The 14,178-nt window shown below is 65.0% G+C and carries 16 protein-coding genes; 3 read left to right on the top strand and 13 right to left on the bottom strand.

The genetic code is table 11. The annotated features are described in order from the left end of the window. The 13 genes from bioD to AC3AYF_RS10440 all read right to left on the bottom strand — a co-directional run. Nucleotides 1–465, bottom strand: a 465-nt coding sequence (gene bioD, locus AC3AYF_RS10500; RefSeq protein ID WP_487779712.1) for a dethiobiotin synthase, incomplete at its 3' end; no start/stop codon positions are given. Nucleotides 466–468: 3 nt separating this feature from the next. Continuing rightward, a complete protein-coding gene (locus AC3AYF_RS10495; RefSeq protein WP_295037599.1) occupies nt 469–1,305 on the bottom strand; it encodes a methyltransferase domain-containing protein in 837 nt (278 codons plus the stop codon). Then, nucleotides 1,305–2,048, bottom strand: coding sequence for an alpha/beta fold hydrolase (locus AC3AYF_RS10490; protein WP_295037601.1), 744 nt, complete (start codon nt 2,046–2,048; stop codon nt 1,305–1,307). The genes AC3AYF_RS10495 and AC3AYF_RS10490 overlap by 1 nt, the downstream gene beginning before the upstream one ends. Further along, nucleotides 2,045–3,304, bottom strand: a complete 1,260-nt coding sequence (bioF, locus tag AC3AYF_RS10485; RefSeq protein WP_365677150.1) for an 8-amino-7-oxononanoate synthase — start codon at nt 3,302–3,304, stop codon at nt 2,045–2,047. Before bioF ends, AC3AYF_RS10490 begins: the two co-directional genes overlap by 4 nt. An 8-nt stretch (nt 3,305–3,312) precedes the next feature. Beyond that, nucleotides 3,313–4,434 (bottom strand): biotin synthase BioB, encoded by a 1,122-nt coding sequence (gene bioB / locus AC3AYF_RS10480; protein WP_295037603.1) that lies wholly within the window; start codon nt 4,432–4,434, stop codon nt 3,313–3,315. Between the two features lie 173 nt (nt 4,435–4,607). Further along, a complete protein-coding gene (locus AC3AYF_RS10475; protein ID WP_487779711.1) occupies nt 4,608–5,693 on the bottom strand; it encodes an arylsulfotransferase family protein in 1,086 nt (361 codons plus the stop codon). A gap of 21 nt (nt 5,694–5,714) precedes the next feature. After that, nucleotides 5,715–6,041, bottom strand: coding sequence for a hypothetical protein (locus AC3AYF_RS10470; RefSeq protein ID WP_487779710.1), 327 nt, complete (start codon nt 6,039–6,041; stop codon nt 5,715–5,717). Between the two features lie 222 nt (nt 6,042–6,263). After that, nucleotides 6,264–6,449, bottom strand: a complete 186-nt coding sequence (locus tag AC3AYF_RS10465) for a hypothetical protein (protein WP_295037607.1) — start codon at nt 6,447–6,449, stop codon at nt 6,264–6,266. A gap of 187 nt (nt 6,450–6,636) precedes the next feature. Then, nucleotides 6,637–8,820, bottom strand: a complete 2,184-nt coding sequence (locus tag AC3AYF_RS10460) for a xanthine dehydrogenase family protein molybdopterin-binding subunit (RefSeq protein ID WP_295037608.1) — start codon at nt 8,818–8,820, stop codon at nt 6,637–6,639. After that, a complete protein-coding gene (locus AC3AYF_RS10455) occupies nt 8,817–9,821 on the bottom strand; it encodes an FAD binding domain-containing protein (protein WP_295037609.1) in 1,005 nt (334 codons plus the stop codon). Before AC3AYF_RS10455 ends, AC3AYF_RS10460 begins: the two co-directional genes overlap by 4 nt. Before the next feature lie 3 nt (nt 9,822–9,824). Next, nucleotides 9,825–10,415: a (2Fe-2S)-binding protein gene (locus AC3AYF_RS10450; RefSeq protein WP_487779709.1), complete on the bottom strand. Its 591-nt coding sequence runs from the start codon at nt 10,413–10,415 to the stop codon at nt 9,825–9,827. 109 nt (nt 10,416–10,524) lie between these two features. Further along, nucleotides 10,525–10,749 (bottom strand): tautomerase family protein, encoded by a 225-nt coding sequence (locus tag AC3AYF_RS10445; RefSeq protein ID WP_295037613.1) that lies wholly within the window; start codon nt 10,747–10,749, stop codon nt 10,525–10,527. Between the two features lie 131 nt (nt 10,750–10,880). Continuing rightward, nucleotides 10,881–11,621, bottom strand: coding sequence for an SDR family oxidoreductase (locus AC3AYF_RS10440; protein ID WP_295037614.1), 741 nt, complete (start codon nt 11,619–11,621; stop codon nt 10,881–10,883). Nucleotides 11,622–11,768: 147 nt separating this feature from the next. Here AC3AYF_RS10440 and AC3AYF_RS10435 point away from each other — a divergent pair, with 147 nt between their 5' ends. The 3 genes from AC3AYF_RS10435 to AC3AYF_RS10425 form a co-directional block, all read left to right on the top strand. Continuing rightward, entirely contained in the window at nt 11,769–12,653 is an 885-nt protein-coding gene (locus tag AC3AYF_RS10435; RefSeq protein ID WP_295037615.1) for a LysR family transcriptional regulator, read from the top strand. A 366-nt stretch (nt 12,654–13,019) separates the two neighbouring features. Continuing rightward, complete coding sequence (locus tag AC3AYF_RS10430; protein WP_295037617.1) at nt 13,020–13,163, top strand: hypothetical protein; 144 nt, start codon at nt 13,020–13,022, stop codon at nt 13,161–13,163. A gap of 460 nt (nt 13,164–13,623) precedes the next feature. Further along, a partial coding sequence (locus AC3AYF_RS10425; protein WP_487779708.1) for a BapA/Bap/LapF family prefix-like domain-containing protein occupies nt 13,624–14,178 on the top strand: 555 nt, incomplete at its 3' end.

The following is a 14,178-nucleotide window of genomic DNA, read 5'->3' as shown; positions in this document are numbered from 1 at the left end:
GTGGTTGATCGCACCGAGGCGCACGCCCACCACCAGCACCACGGGAAGGTCCAGCACCATCGCCAGTTCCGGGATCGACTCGCGCGCGTTGAGCGGAACGCGCCAGCCGCCCGCCCCTTCGATCAGGGTGACATCGGCGCCGCGCTCCAGCAGCGTTCGCATCGGCTCGGCCAGCCGCGGGAGGTCGAGCGCGACGCCGGCTTCGCGGGCGGCGATATGGGGAGCGATGGCGGGCTCGAACGCGAAGGGGTTGATCGCCTCGTACGGCAACGCCGGGTGGCACTGGGCCTGAATGGCCTGCGCATCGGCGTTGCGCCATCCCTGCGGGGTTGGCTCGCAGCCTGAGGCGACCGGCTTGCCGCCGGCGACGGTCAGCCCCCGGCGTCTGGCGGCGGCCATCAATCCGGTGGTGATCACGGTCTTGCCGGCGTCGGTATCGGTACCGGTGACGAAATAGGCGTTCATGGCTCAATCCTGCTGGGTGTGGCGTTGCATCAGCACGGTGGCGACGCAGTAGCGGGTGGGGATCCCGGCCGGCTCCCGCCAGCGCTCCAGCGTTTGCGCCAGGCGGGCGAAGCGGCGACGACCGGACAGTCCCCCACCGGCCGCCGCCGACGCCGTTATCGTGTTGGCGCCGATACGCTTCAGCGCGCGCAGCGTGTCGGCCGGCGTGGCGTGGTGGGTCCGGCGCGTGGCCATGACCACCTCGGCCGGTCGCCAGCCGGGGGCCCGCAGCGTCTCGAACAGCCGGGCTTCCGGCAGGAACTCGTTGACGTGGATCGCGCCATCGACCTGCTGCCACGCCCGTTGCAGCTCCACCAGCGTGCCCTCGCACAGGGTGGTGAAGCCGAGCCAGCCGCCGGGCACCAGCACCCGGGCGGCTTCGCGCAGGAACGCCTCGAGCGAATCGCACCACTGCACCGCCAGGCTCGACACCACCAGATCGACACTGCCGGCGGCCAGCGGCAGCGACTCCGCGCAGCCGGTCACCCAGTGGATCGAACGGCCGGCGTGTCGTCGCCGGGCCTGGTCCAGCATGCCGGGGGCGATGTCCAACCCGATGGCGGGCCCGTCGTGTCGCTCTGCCAGGCGCGATACCAGATAGCCGGTGCCGCAGCCGATATCGACCAGCGCGCGCCGGGAGGCCGGTTGCGGCAGCCGCGTCAGCAGGTCGTCGGCGACGGCCTGCTGCAACTGGGCGGCGCCGTCGTAGCCGGCCGCGGCCCGGGAGAAAGCGTCGGCGATTCGCTGGCGACGGCTGTCCCCGGCGGCAGCGGCGCGGCGTGGGGGCGTCATCGCGGTCATCAGACGGCCTCGTCGGCGGCGAGGATGAAGGCTGCCATCAGTGCCGCGGTCTCCTCGGCGCGTTCCAGCGGAAAGGCGTGGCCCGCCTCCGCGATCGACGCCGTGCTGCCGCCCTCGGGCAGGCGTGCGGCGATGGCGTGGCGCGCGAGCGCCGGCACCAGGGCGTCGTCTTCCCCGAACAGATGCAGTTGCGGGATCTTCAGCGTGGCCGGGACGTCACGCAGGTCGAGGGCGGACAACACTCCCAGCCCGGCCAGGGCCTGGTCGAGCGGTGTCGTCTCCAGCGTCGCCAGCAGCTCCCGCCCCAGCCGACGCGTGTCCCGGCCGCCCTGGGCGCTCAACCGGGCGAACCGCCTGAAGGTCCGGGTGGGCGATGCCCGCAGGCCGCGCTGGAAATCGTCCAGCATTTCCCCGGTCATCGCCTGCGGCCAGCCAGCGCGAGTGACGAAACTGGCGTTGGCGGCCAGCGCGATCAGCCCCCGCGCCCGACGGCCGCGCCACTGCGCCAGCGAGGTGGCCAGCATCCCGCCGAGGGACCAGCCCGCCAGCCAGGCGTCCTGGGGCAACGCCTGGTCCAGCGACGCTACCCAGCTTTCGGGGCGGTGACTGGTCAAGGCGGGATAGTCGATGCACTCGACCCGATAACCCGGGGGCAGCCGCCGACGCAGGGCGTCGGCCAACGGCGCCAGCGGGGCGGACCCCAGCGCCCAGCCGGGCAGGAGCACGATGGTCTGGGCGCTCATGCCGACCGGCCTTTACTGGACAGCCGGCGGGCGGCGTCGAACAGCGCGCTCGACAGCCGGTCGAGATCGTCATGGGTGTGGGCCGCCGAAAGCGTGAAGCGCAGACGCGAGGTGCCCTCGGGCACCGTGGGGGGACGGATCGCACTGCACCAGAGCCCGGCCTCCTGGAGCGCCGCCGCCAGCGCCAGCGCCGCGGCTTCGTTGCCACCGCGTTCGCCCGGCGCCCGGCGCCAGCTCGGCCCGACCACCAGCGGCTGGATCGGTGTATCCGACGACATCAGGTGTAGATCGAATTCGCTCAGGCCGGCGGCCTCGTGACGGAAGCGTCGGACCAACGAGGAGAGATGGGCACGGCGTTCCGGCTCGTCGCGGACGATGTCGAGGCTGGTCAGCGTCGCCCACGCCAGTGCCGGCGAGAGACTGGTGGTGTAGATGTAGGGGCGGGAGAACTGGATCAGCGCCTCGATCAGTGTCTCGCTGCCGGCGACGAACGCGCCCTGGGTGCCGAGCGCCTTGCCCAGCGTGCCGACGGTGGCCGCGATCCGGTCCGGCGCGATCCCCTGGGCCTGGCGCGTACCGCCGCCCTCCTCGCCCAGCACGCCCAGGCCGTGGGCATCGTCGATCATCAACCACGCCCGTTGGCGTTCGCACTGCGCTGCCAACTGGTCCAGGTCGGCGACATCGCCATCCATGCTGAACACGCCATCGCTGACGACCAGGGTGCGCCGTCGGGCGGCCAGTGTTGCCAGCCGCTGGCCGCAATCGCCGGCGTCCCGGTGCGTGAAGCGCTCCAGCCGGGCACCGGCCAGCCGCGTCGCGTCCAGCAGCGAGGCGTGATTGAGGCGGTCGTGGAGCGCCACGTCCCCGCGCCCCAGCAGCGTGGAGATCACCCCAAGATTGGCCTGATAGCCGCTGGAGAAGAGCAGTGCCCGCGGGTAGCCGGTCAACTGGGCCAGGCGTTGCTCCAGCCGTTCGTGGGCCTCGCCATGGCCGCAGACCAGATGCGATGCGCCGCCGCCGGTGCCGAAACGCCGGGCCCCGTCCGCCAGCGCCTCGGCCAGGCGCGGATCCCCCGCCAGTCCGAGATAGTCGTTGCTGCAGAACGCCAGCGTCTCGCGACCCGCGCGCTGAAAACGTGGCCCGATGCCCATCGTCGTCGCCCGCTGGCGGTAGCGCTGGTGTTGCCGCTGACGCGCCAGCCGCGCCGTCAGCATGCCGTCCAGCGAATCGTCCCGCGTCTCGAGCGCTGTCTCCACGGCCTCGCTCACGCCCGGGCCGTGGCGTCGGTGACCATGGCATCGAGCCGTGCCCGGGCCACCCGCTCCCGGAGGGCGGCCTCGTGGGCGCTGTCGTCGACGTCCTCGCGTCGCTCGGGATGCAGGCCCAGGCGTTCGAACAGGCGCTGGTCGTGGCTCGCCTGGGGATTGTCCGCGGTGAGCAGGCGCTCGCCGTAGAAGATGGAGTTGGCGCCGGCGAGGAACGCCAGCGCCTGGGTCTCGTCGCTCATCAGTTCGCGCCCGGCGGCCAGGCGCACGTGGGAGCGCGGCATCAGGATGCGCGCGACGGCGATGGTGCGAATGAAATCGATGGGGTCGAGATCCTCGACGTGTTCGAGCGGGGTGCCCTGGATCCGGATCAGCATGTTGATCGGCACGCTTTCGGGGTGCTCGGGCAGGTTGGCCAGCTGCTGCAACAGCCCCGCCCGATCGCTGACGCTCTCACCCATGCCGAGAATGCCGCCGCTGCAGATCTTCATGCCGGACTGGCGGACGTGGTCCAGGGTCTCCAGGCGGTCGGCATAGGTCCGGGTGGTGATGATCTCGCCGTAGTATTCCGGCGAGGTGTCCAGGTTGTGGTTGTAGTAGTCGAGCCCGGCCTCCCCGAGCTGCTCGGCCTGCTCGCGACTCAGCATGCCCAGCGTCATGCAGGTTTCCAGTCCCATCGCCCGCACGCCGCGCACCATCTCCAGCACGTAGGGCATGTCCCTGGCGCTAGGATGTTTCCACGCCGCCCCCATGCAGAAGCGGCTGGCACCGACCGCCCTGGCCTTGCGCGCCTCCTCGAGCACGGCCTCGACCTGCAACAGCTTCTCGCGCTCGAGCCCGGTGTTGTAGTGCCCGGACTGCGGGCAGTACTTGCAATCCTCCGGGCAGGCGCCGGTCTTGATCGACAACAGCGTGGAGATCTGGACGGCGTTGGGATCGAAATGGCGTCGGTGGACGCCCTGGGCCTGGAACAGCAGGTCGTTGAACGGGCGTTCCAGCAACGCCTGGATCTCCGCCCGCTGCCAGTCGTGGCGCAGCGTCGTGGTTTCCGTTGCAGAGAGCGATGCGCGCTCGGTTGCCGACCGTGCGCTGTTTTTCGTTTGCGAGAGAGGCGTTGCCATAGGCCCAGTCAACCTTGGTTGTTTCATTGGTTGACGGAATGGTGGCACGACCATTGGTCAACTTCAAATAGAAACCGGGTTGACCATACGGGAGGCCATGCCGCTATCGGCATGGCGTCCCGCGATGCGGCATGGCCTGCTGCGATGAAACCGACGATCGCTGCGGCGCCGTCTCAGGAATCCGGGGGTGGCGCTCCGGCCCGTGTCCCCTCGTCCCGGGCCGGCTGTGCCTCGGAGTCGCCGATATCCAGCGACCGGGCGAAGTCGCTGTCGAAGCTTGCGGGATCGAGCCGCTGCGACCAGCCGATGATCGGGATCATGTCGTCGTTGGGTCCGCCCCGCGTCGGCACGACGTACTCCCAGGCGATGCGGCCATCCCGGGTCACTTCCACCAGGCGGCCGCCATCGGATTCGCTGATCAGGGTGTTGCCGTTGTCGAGCCGATGCTGGTCGCCGCGGATCTCGCTCTCCAGCGGATGCTGCGGCGTTCCGGCGTACTGCCAGACGACCTGCAGGGTGCGGGGGTCGAACTCCACCACCCGCGATTCGCCCTCCGGAGTGTGGTAGTGACCGCGATTGTCGAACATCACGATATCGCCGTTGGGCAATACGTCGGGGTCGTGCTGGCGAATCCATGGACCGCGCGTGGCCCAGGTGATCTTCTGCGAACGCGGGTCGAACACCGCGATGGAGCTGGTCTCGCGGAACGACAGCAGCAGGTCGCCCTGGTTACCGAAGGGGAAGTTGCGGGCCTTGTCGGCGGTGAGGTAGTCGACCGCGTTGGCGTGGATGGGGTCTCCCACCATGATGCCGGGCACGTTGTTGAGCAGCTCGCTGAACGGCGAGTGCTGGAGCGTCGGCAGCAGGCGGGTACGCTGCAGCTCCTTGCCCTCCGGCGACAGCACCACCAGCGAGTCCTCGAGGCGCGGCGGCTCGAGGTAGTCAAGCCCCTCGATCTCGTCGTCGAAGATGCCGTGGATCAGCGCGTAGATCTTGCCGTCCGGCGCGATGGCGAACTGGTGGTGGGCTCTCCCGGCGTAGCGCCAGATCACGTTGGAGTCCTTGTCCAGCTTGACCAGCCCGTAGCCGTAGGGCGTATCGCCGTTGCCCTCGTAGAGCGCGATCAGGTCGCCGTTGGGCATCACTTGCGCGTTGCGGAAGTGGATGAATTCGTCGGGACGCGGATTCGCCACGCCCTTCCCGTCGGACCACACCTCGCTGTAGGGCTTGCGCCACTCGTGCACCACCTTGCCGTGCATGTCGACGAGGTAGGCGGCAGGCTAGGTGCCCACGGTATAGAGCGTCAGGCCATTGCGTGCGAGCTCAGGGTCGTACTGGGTGACGCCCTGGGCATCGGTGCGCTGGGGACGCCAGATGTCACCCTTGTAGACGTCGTTGTAATCGGTGGCCTGATGATAGAGCGCCTGCCCCGCCTGGTAGGCATGCTGAATCTGCGGGCCGGGAAAGATCTCGGTGACGACCGAGAAGGCCCCGATCACGAAGACCAGCACCACGGCCGCGAGGATCGATAGCGTCTTGAAGAGTTTGTCGGTGAACGTGTCGGCATCCTGCCGGACGGGGCGCTTGTCGGGCGTCTTCGAGTCCATGATTCCACCATCCTGTATGGCTTCCGGGCGAGGCACGGGTTGGCCGTCGCCCGTCGATTGTTCAGGTCGCTCGTCGAGCGTTCAAACAAGGCTTAGAGCAGGATGGCGGAATGGAGGTTCAGCGGGGTCTGTTGTCTTAATGTTGTCTATCGGCGCGTTTTAGGTAACGCGCCCTAAGTGCATTGGGCGTCATCGGCTGGAAGGCGATCCGCCGCCGGCGGTTCAGTGGGTTTCCGCCTTGGCCTGCTGATAGAGGTCCAAGGCGACCTGACAGAGCGCGCCGGCAAGCAGTTCCAGGTTGTCGTCCGACTCGTCGTTGGCGACGACGACGCCAAAGGAACCATCCGGACGCTCGGTCAGCTCGATGCTATAGCGCTTGAGATCCTGCGGCTTGATCATTTCGCCCATGACTTACTCTCCGTTTGTCGAGACCTGTCTTCCAGCAATGGAAAGAGTATCGCTGACCAATATTGCAGCGTCATGACAGATTCATGATGTTTGGAAGAATGATCGAACAGCTACGCGCCACTCGCTGCACCCTGTCCTTCCGCACCATGGCAACATACCGCAGCCGCGATGGAGACACCCACGGGTCCTAAAGCAGATCCTCGATTCTGATCGGAAGGTGGCGGATACGCTTGCCGGTTGCGTTGAAGACGGCATTGGCGATCGCCGCGGCCGCGCCTACCATCGCCACCTCACCCGCGCCCTTGACGCCCGACAGGTTCAGTCGGGTATCGGGTTCGTCTATGACATCGACGTCGATCCAGTCGATGTCGGCGTTCACGGGCACCAGGTACTCTGCGAGATCGTTGTTGAGGACCCGGCCGTAGCGGGGGTCGGTTTCACCGATCTCGCGCAACGCGGCGCCGATAGCCCAGACGACGCCCCCCTTGACCTGGCTTTCCGTGGTGCGCCGGTTCATCACGCGACCGCAATCGATGACGCTGGCGAACCTTCGCGTTCGGACCCGCCCCGTCGACGGTTCGACGTGCACTTCGGCGAAATGGGCAATCCAACTGAAGGCCATGAAGTCGGCGTACTCGGGGCCCGTGGTGACCGGCAGCCCCCTGCGCAGATTGTCGATCGCCTGTGGGCCTTCACCCAACGGAACCGTGGCGATCTCGACCTTCAGCATGGGTCGGCGGGTCTTCGCCAGTTGCACGTGAGCCGGCCCTTCGAAATCGTCCCGACCGATCAGTTCGACGAGATTGGCACGCAGCTTGAGCGCGGCAGCCCGGGCGGCGGGTGCCACGCTGGCCGTGCCCCAGGAGCCGGCGGTTAGCATCTGCGGGGCAAGGCCGGTATCGCCGATCCTGATGTCGAGCTTGGCGGGATCGACGCCCAGCACCTCGATCAGTTCCGCCGCGATCACGCTGCGTAGTCCCTGACCCATTTCGTGACCCGACAGCGAAATGCGGCAGACACCGTTCGCCTGAAGCCGCAGCGTCGTGATCGCCGGGCTCATCGACGCCTTGTAGTTTCCGCAGGCCACGCCGAGCCCGATCCTGTCGCCGTTCTCGGCCCGCAGCGTCCCCGGCTCCCGTCTCCGGCGACCCCAGTCGATCATCCTGGCTCCGCGTCTCAGGCACTCCGCCAGATGCCGTGACGAGTATGGCTTGCCGGTGATGGGATCCTTCTCGGTATCGTTGGCCAGCCGCAGCTCGACGGGGTCCATGCCCAGCTCGTGCGCCAATTCGTCCAGGGCGCATTCGGTGGCGTAGCAGGACGGATGTTCGTGGGGAGCGCGCTGGTGGCCCGGCGTCTGGGTGTCGACGCGAATCACGCGATCCTCGCCCGCCCAGTTCGGGTAGCCGTACATGCGTGGCGGGGTTTCGCCGAACAGCGGGTTGTAGCCGTCGTAGCGGCTGTTCTGCTGCTCGGTGCGGTAGAGGCCCGCCGCCAGCTTGCCGTCGGCGTCGGCCGCGAGACGCACGTGATGAAGGCTGCGCGGCCGATACGACGCCGTGTGGAAGAGCTGGCCGCGCGGCATCACCAGCTTGACCGGGCGTGCCATGATCGTGGCGGCGCGGGCGACCAGCGCGCTCTGCTCCTGTATCCCGTTCTTCTGCCCGAAACCGCCGCCGACATAGGGGCTGGAGGCGCGAACCGACTGCGGCTCGCGGCCGATCATGCCGGCCAGCCCACCGGCGAGGGCCGAACTCCACTGGGTGCCCTCGAGGATGCGCAGCTTGCCCTCCGAGAAGAGTGCCGTCGTCGAGATCAACTCGATCGGATTGTGATGCTGCTGGGGATGCCGATACGTCACGTCGACCTTGTGCACGGCGTCTGCGAAGGCCCCTTCCGCATCGCCATGGTCAAGGCGGGTGAAGACTTCGGACTCCTCCTCGGCCCCGTCCTGCTCCATCAGCGCGGTGAACTCCGCCGCCTCGTCATACTCCACCGACACCGACTCGGCGCCCTCGATGGCCGCCTCCAGGGTTTCGGCCAGTACCAGCGCAACCGGTTCGCCGCGGTGGACGATGTCGGGACCGGTCATGGGCTGGTAGCCTTTCCCCGGCTGCCCATAGGCGCCCCGCGACGCCGGCGTCGTCCGGATGTCCGCGAAGTCGTCGAAGGTCATGACCCTGACGACGCCCGGAACCTTCAGCGCGGCGGATGAGTCGATAGCGCGGATCCGTCCCTTGGCGATGGAGGCCGGGACCGTCATGGCGTGGAGCAGGTTATCGACCCGCTGGTCGGCCGCGAACAGCGCTTCGCCGAGCACTTTCTGGCGCGCGTCGACACGCGGACGATCCGGGTTGGAGGAGAGGGTCATGATGCGCTCCTTTCTGCAGCGATCGAGATCGCATCGGCGATCGTGTTGGCGGCGAGATCGATCTTGAAGCCGTTGTGCCGGCCGGCCTTGGCGCCGGCTAGCGCGGCACGTCCCGCGGCGAGTGCGTTCTCGCGCGTCGGCGCCTTCCCGCGCAGCGACGCTTCCGCCTCTTGCGACCGCCAGGGTTTGGTGGCGATGCCCCCCAGTGCGATATGGGCCTGCCGCACCTGGCCGCCCTCTATCCGCAGGGCGACGGCGGCGGCGGCAAGCGCGAAGGCGTAGGATTCCCGGTCGCGCACCTTGTGATAGGTCGAGGCGCGGCCGGCAGCCGTCCTGGGCACGCGGATCTCGATGACCAGTTCACCGGGTTCCAGCGAGAATTCGCGATCCGGCGTGTCCTGGGGTAACAGGTAGAAGTCCGCGATCGGAATGGTGCGATTGCCCTGGGGCCCGAGCACGACGATGTCGGCGTCGAGGGCGGTCAACGCCACCGGCCAGTCTCCCGGCGATACCGCGGTGCAGGCGCCGCTGGTTCCCAGCACCGCCTGTCCGCGATCCAATCCATCGATGGCGGCGCATCCCGTTCCCGGGTCGCGCTTGTTGCAGGGATAGACACCACCTGCGCCGTTGCGGAAATAGGGGCACCGGGTGCGCTGCAGCAGGTTGCCACCAACGCTGGCCATGTTGCGCAATTGCTGCGAGGCGGCCCGCCAGAGGCTCTCCGCCAGCAGCGGATACTCTCTTTTGATCGTCTCGTCGTCGGCGATATCGGCCATTCGCGCGCCCGCGCCGAAACGCAGCACGTCGCCGGATGTCTCGATCAGATCGGTGCCGTGGAGCTCGGATACGTCCACCAGATGGGTGGGACGCTCGACATTGAGTTTCATCAGGTCGAAAAGCGTCGTTCCACCCGCAATGTACCGCGCGCCCGCCCCGGCATCGGTGAAGGCGGCCACGGCGGCTTCCGGAGTGCGGGGGCGACTGTAGCTGAATGCACGCATATCTCAGCCCTCCCGCACGGATCTGGCGATCTGCTCGACCGCGGCGACGATACCGTTGTAGGCGCCGCAGCGGCAGATGTTGCCGCTCATGTATTCGCGAATGGTGGCGGCATCGGAGGCGTGCCCTTCCTCGATGCAGGCGATGGCGGCCATGATCTGTCCCGGCGTGCAGTAGCCGCACTGCAGCGCGTCATGATCGATGAAGGCCTGCTGCATGGGATGAAGCGCCTGCCCGTCGGAGATGCCCTCGATGGTCAGCACTTCCGCGCCGTCGACCTTCGCCGCGAGCGTCAGGCAGGAAGCGACCCGGCGCCCGTTCACATGCACCGTACAGGCGCCGCACTGACCGTGGTCGCAGCCCTTCTTGGCCCCGACCAGGGCCAGCCTCTCGCGCAGCAGATCGAGCAGCGAGGTGCGCGCATCCACCCGTAGCGTCCGGCGGGTGCCGTTGATCCGCGGTGAAATCTCGACGACATTGCCGGCAGCCTGCCCCGGGGCCGGTTGCCTTTTATCGTCGAGCGGCTGCGCGCTGGCTTTCCAGGGGACCATGACACCCAAGGGCACCATGGTGGCCGACATCGCCCCAACCTTCATGACGGTGCGTCGTGTCACGCCCGATGATTGGCAGGGCGCTGCCGTGTCCGGCGGGTTTGGTTCATGGTCCATCATCGCGACCTCTTCTGTGGTTTCAATCCCGCTTTGGTTAGCTGGCGGAACCTTTGGGCGGCAAGCCCATCTTCTCCAGCGTCGACGTCTCGTCCGCCCTGCCCCAGCCGCCGTCGGCGACCTCGTCCACCAGCACCATGGTGTAAGGTCGGACGTCCTCGCCAAAATATTCGACGAACATCTCGGTGGTACGGTGAATGATGTCTTCCTTGAGGGCGTGATCGACGATGCCCTCGGGGAACTTGTAGTTGGCAAATGGCATGATCTTTCCTGTCCAATCAAAAGTGAAAATGGCATTCGATTCACTTTGAGCAACGCGTCGAACCGAACTCGTTGGATGAACCTCTCATCCTGGAAACTTTTCGGTTTCAGCCAATGGCCAAAACCGATCGATCAGGCGAAACCACCATTGGCACGCAGAATCTGGGCATTGACCCAGCCGCCGTTCGGCCCTGCCAGGAAGCCCACCACCCCGGCAATCTCCTCCGGGCTGGCAAGTCGTTCCAACGGTGCCATGGCGGCAATGGACTGGATCTGCTCATCGCTCTTGCCCTCGAGGAACAGATCGGTTGCCACGGGCCCGGGCGCCACGGCGTTGACGGTGATGTTGCGCCCGCGCAGTTCATTGGCGAGCACTTTCACTAACCCTTCGACCCCCGCCTTGCTGGCGATGTAGGCCCCATAACCGGGGAACGATTTCGCCAGGACCGACGAGGAGAGCGCAATGATGCGGCCGCCCTCCTGTAGCAGTTCCGCGGCTTTCGCCATGACCAGCCAACTGCCGCGCAGGTTGGTCGCCAGCATCCGGTCGAACAGGTCGGTGTGGTCGATCGAAATCGGTGCCAGATCCATGATGCCCGCACTGTTGACCACCACGTCCAGGCGCCCATACCTCTCCAGCGTCTGGTCGAACAGTCGGGCGACGGATCGCCGATCGGCGACATCGGCCTGGACGGCCAGGGCCTGGCCGCCCTTGTCTTCGATCTCGGCGACAACCTGGGCAGCCAATGAGGCGTTACCGGCGTAGTTGACGACAACGGTAAAACCGTCTTCAGCGAGCTTGAAGGCGATGGAGCGACCGATACCGCGAGAGGCACCGGTGACGAGTGCGATCTTTCGAGTGACATCCGTCATGCATCTTCTCCTGGTCCAGTGAGTATGGCGGGCCGCCATACGATACGAACGGAGAGAGTATTGGCGTTCGTCGTGGATCAATAAATCAGCTAGATTGAGAACACTATTCAACTATGAACAACAATTGCCATGGACAGGCTCGATGCCATGACGCTCTTCGTACGCATCGTCGAGAGCGGTAGTTTCACCAAGGCGGCCAATGCGCTCGACATCCCGAGAGCCACCGCCACCCTCGCTATCCAACAGCTGGAGAGCCGCCTCGGCGTCCGTCTGCTGGAGCGAACCACGCGCCAGGTCCGCCCCACGCCGGAAGGCGAGGCGTTCCATGAACGCTGCGTGCATTTACTGGCGGAGCTGGAGGATGCCGAGGCCATCGTGCGGCCGGTCTCCACCACGCCCTCCGGCGTGCTTCGGGTCGAGATGCACGGCGCCCATGCTCAATTGATCGTACTGCCCCATATCCAGGCGTTTCATGAGCTTCAACCCAAGCTGACGCTGGTCCTGACCAGCGGTGACCGCCGGGTCGACTTGATCGGAGAAGGAGTCGATTGCGCAGTACGCGCCGGCATTCCGGACGACTCGAGCCTGATTGCTCGCAAGTTGACCGACATGACCCAGGTCATTTGCGCCAGCCCGGCCTATCTGGAGAGTGCCGGCCGCCCCAGCCATCCTGACGAGCTACGAGCACACCGGGTCGTTCGCTTTTTCTCGGGCAACGGCGCCATCGACAGCACGCTGGAGCTTGTCATCGATGGCCGCACGCAACTGTTCGAGGCCAGCGGCTGGATCACGGTCAACGACGCCGCCAACTACGTCGAATGTGCTCGGCAGGGTTGTGGCATGATTCAGCTACCCCGCTTTCACGTTGCCCCCGAGCTCGAGAGAGGCGAACTCGTGGAGATCCTCCCCGACTGGCCCAAACCCACCTTGCCGCTCTATGTGGTCTACCCGCAACGTCGCCAGCTCTCCCCCCGGGTAAAGGTTTTCCTGGATTGGCTCACGTCGATCTATGCCGAGCGCCATCTCGGTTAGGCGCCTAGTCTCATCGGGGCTCACCTCTACTCCATTCGACTCCGGAGACGTCCAAGGAACCCTCCGGACGCCCGGGCAAGCTCGATGCCGTGACACTTGGGATAATACGGCTCGATCAGTTCGTCCGTGGCTGGCTCTTCCACTTTTGCACTCTTCCACTTTTTCACTCTCCCACTCTCCCACTCTTCCAATTTCCCCACTCTTCCCCATTCCTCCACTTCAATTAACTTAGCCCACATTCCGGCCCGATATATCAAGACCACTATCACCGCGGAATCTCCCCGTTATGAAACGCTTACTTGACGAGTCACCATTCGATAAGACAGCTCGCTCTTCCGTCAGTCACGACACCCACCGGAGCCACACTTGCCTGATGCCATTCCTGCCGACATGCACCAGATGAAAAACACGAATGGCACAAAAAACCACGGCGCACGCCACCATCAAGGTAAATTATTATTAGAAAACCACGCACCTCCAACCAACAAACTCTCAATAATTACTCATTGAAACAAAGTTAATTACAAAACAGCAACACGTTCAGTGGAAGTTACCATTACGTATTTTATTTACGTAACGAGAATTCAGCTCAAGCATAAAGAAATCAATTCTTTTTATGCGATTGATTTTTAAAACAAAAATAAAGACTGCCTTAAGCCGTTTTATCTGGATACGTTCCATCACCCAATGTCACAACTTGATCGAAGCCGCGCTTGTACCAAGGCGTCGCCTCAAAACGCCACCCAGATTCATAAAAAAACATTTATTAAAACAAACTTACTTTTATGACAGTTACTACTAATTTAACAAATGCTAATAAATCTGGGCTATAAACTCGCCGCTCCACCGAGTTTCCAAACAGGGAGACCAACGCCAGCACGAATCATTACTGAACGCAGAATCTCTTAAACAAACAGACTTGCCTTCGCCATGACCGAGGCTTGAACAATTCTCTCGCAGGGGAACACACATGCCGATCTTCGCTAAAGTCAGCGAGCAGTCCGCTCGTGTCGAAAATGCCGCCCAACAACCGGTAACGGGAGGCGGCATCACCTTATCTGAACCCAGTAATGTGCTTCTTTCCCTCTCTCCAGACGATATCGATGGCATCGTGCGGGATGGCAGCAATCTCGTCATCACCACGGCCGATGGCCAAACCATCACCCTGGCCGATTTCTTTGCCCCCAGCGGTGAACCATCCAGCCAGTTGTTTCTGGCCGAGGGTGAAGACCAGCAACTGGTGTGGGTGGATATCTCGTCTTCGGCAAATGGCGCCATCGAAGCGACCTATCTGCCGCAATCGGAATATGGCGTCTTCGACTTGGCGACACAAGACGGGGGCGAGGGCTACCTGGGCGCGGCGTTGATCGCCGGTGGGATAGCTTCGGTGGGCGCCATCGCCATCGACAGTAACTCCGGCAGCAGCAGCGACGACGATGACGACGACAATGGCACGCCCCCCGAGGATGATGCGCCGGCCACTCCGACAGAGGTCAACGTCGCCGATGACGGCAGTGCCGTCACC

This window comes from Salinicola sp., from assembly GCF_982684285.1.
Note: the sequence above shows the minus strand (reverse complement) of the source record. Positions and strands in the feature narration are given on the sequence as shown.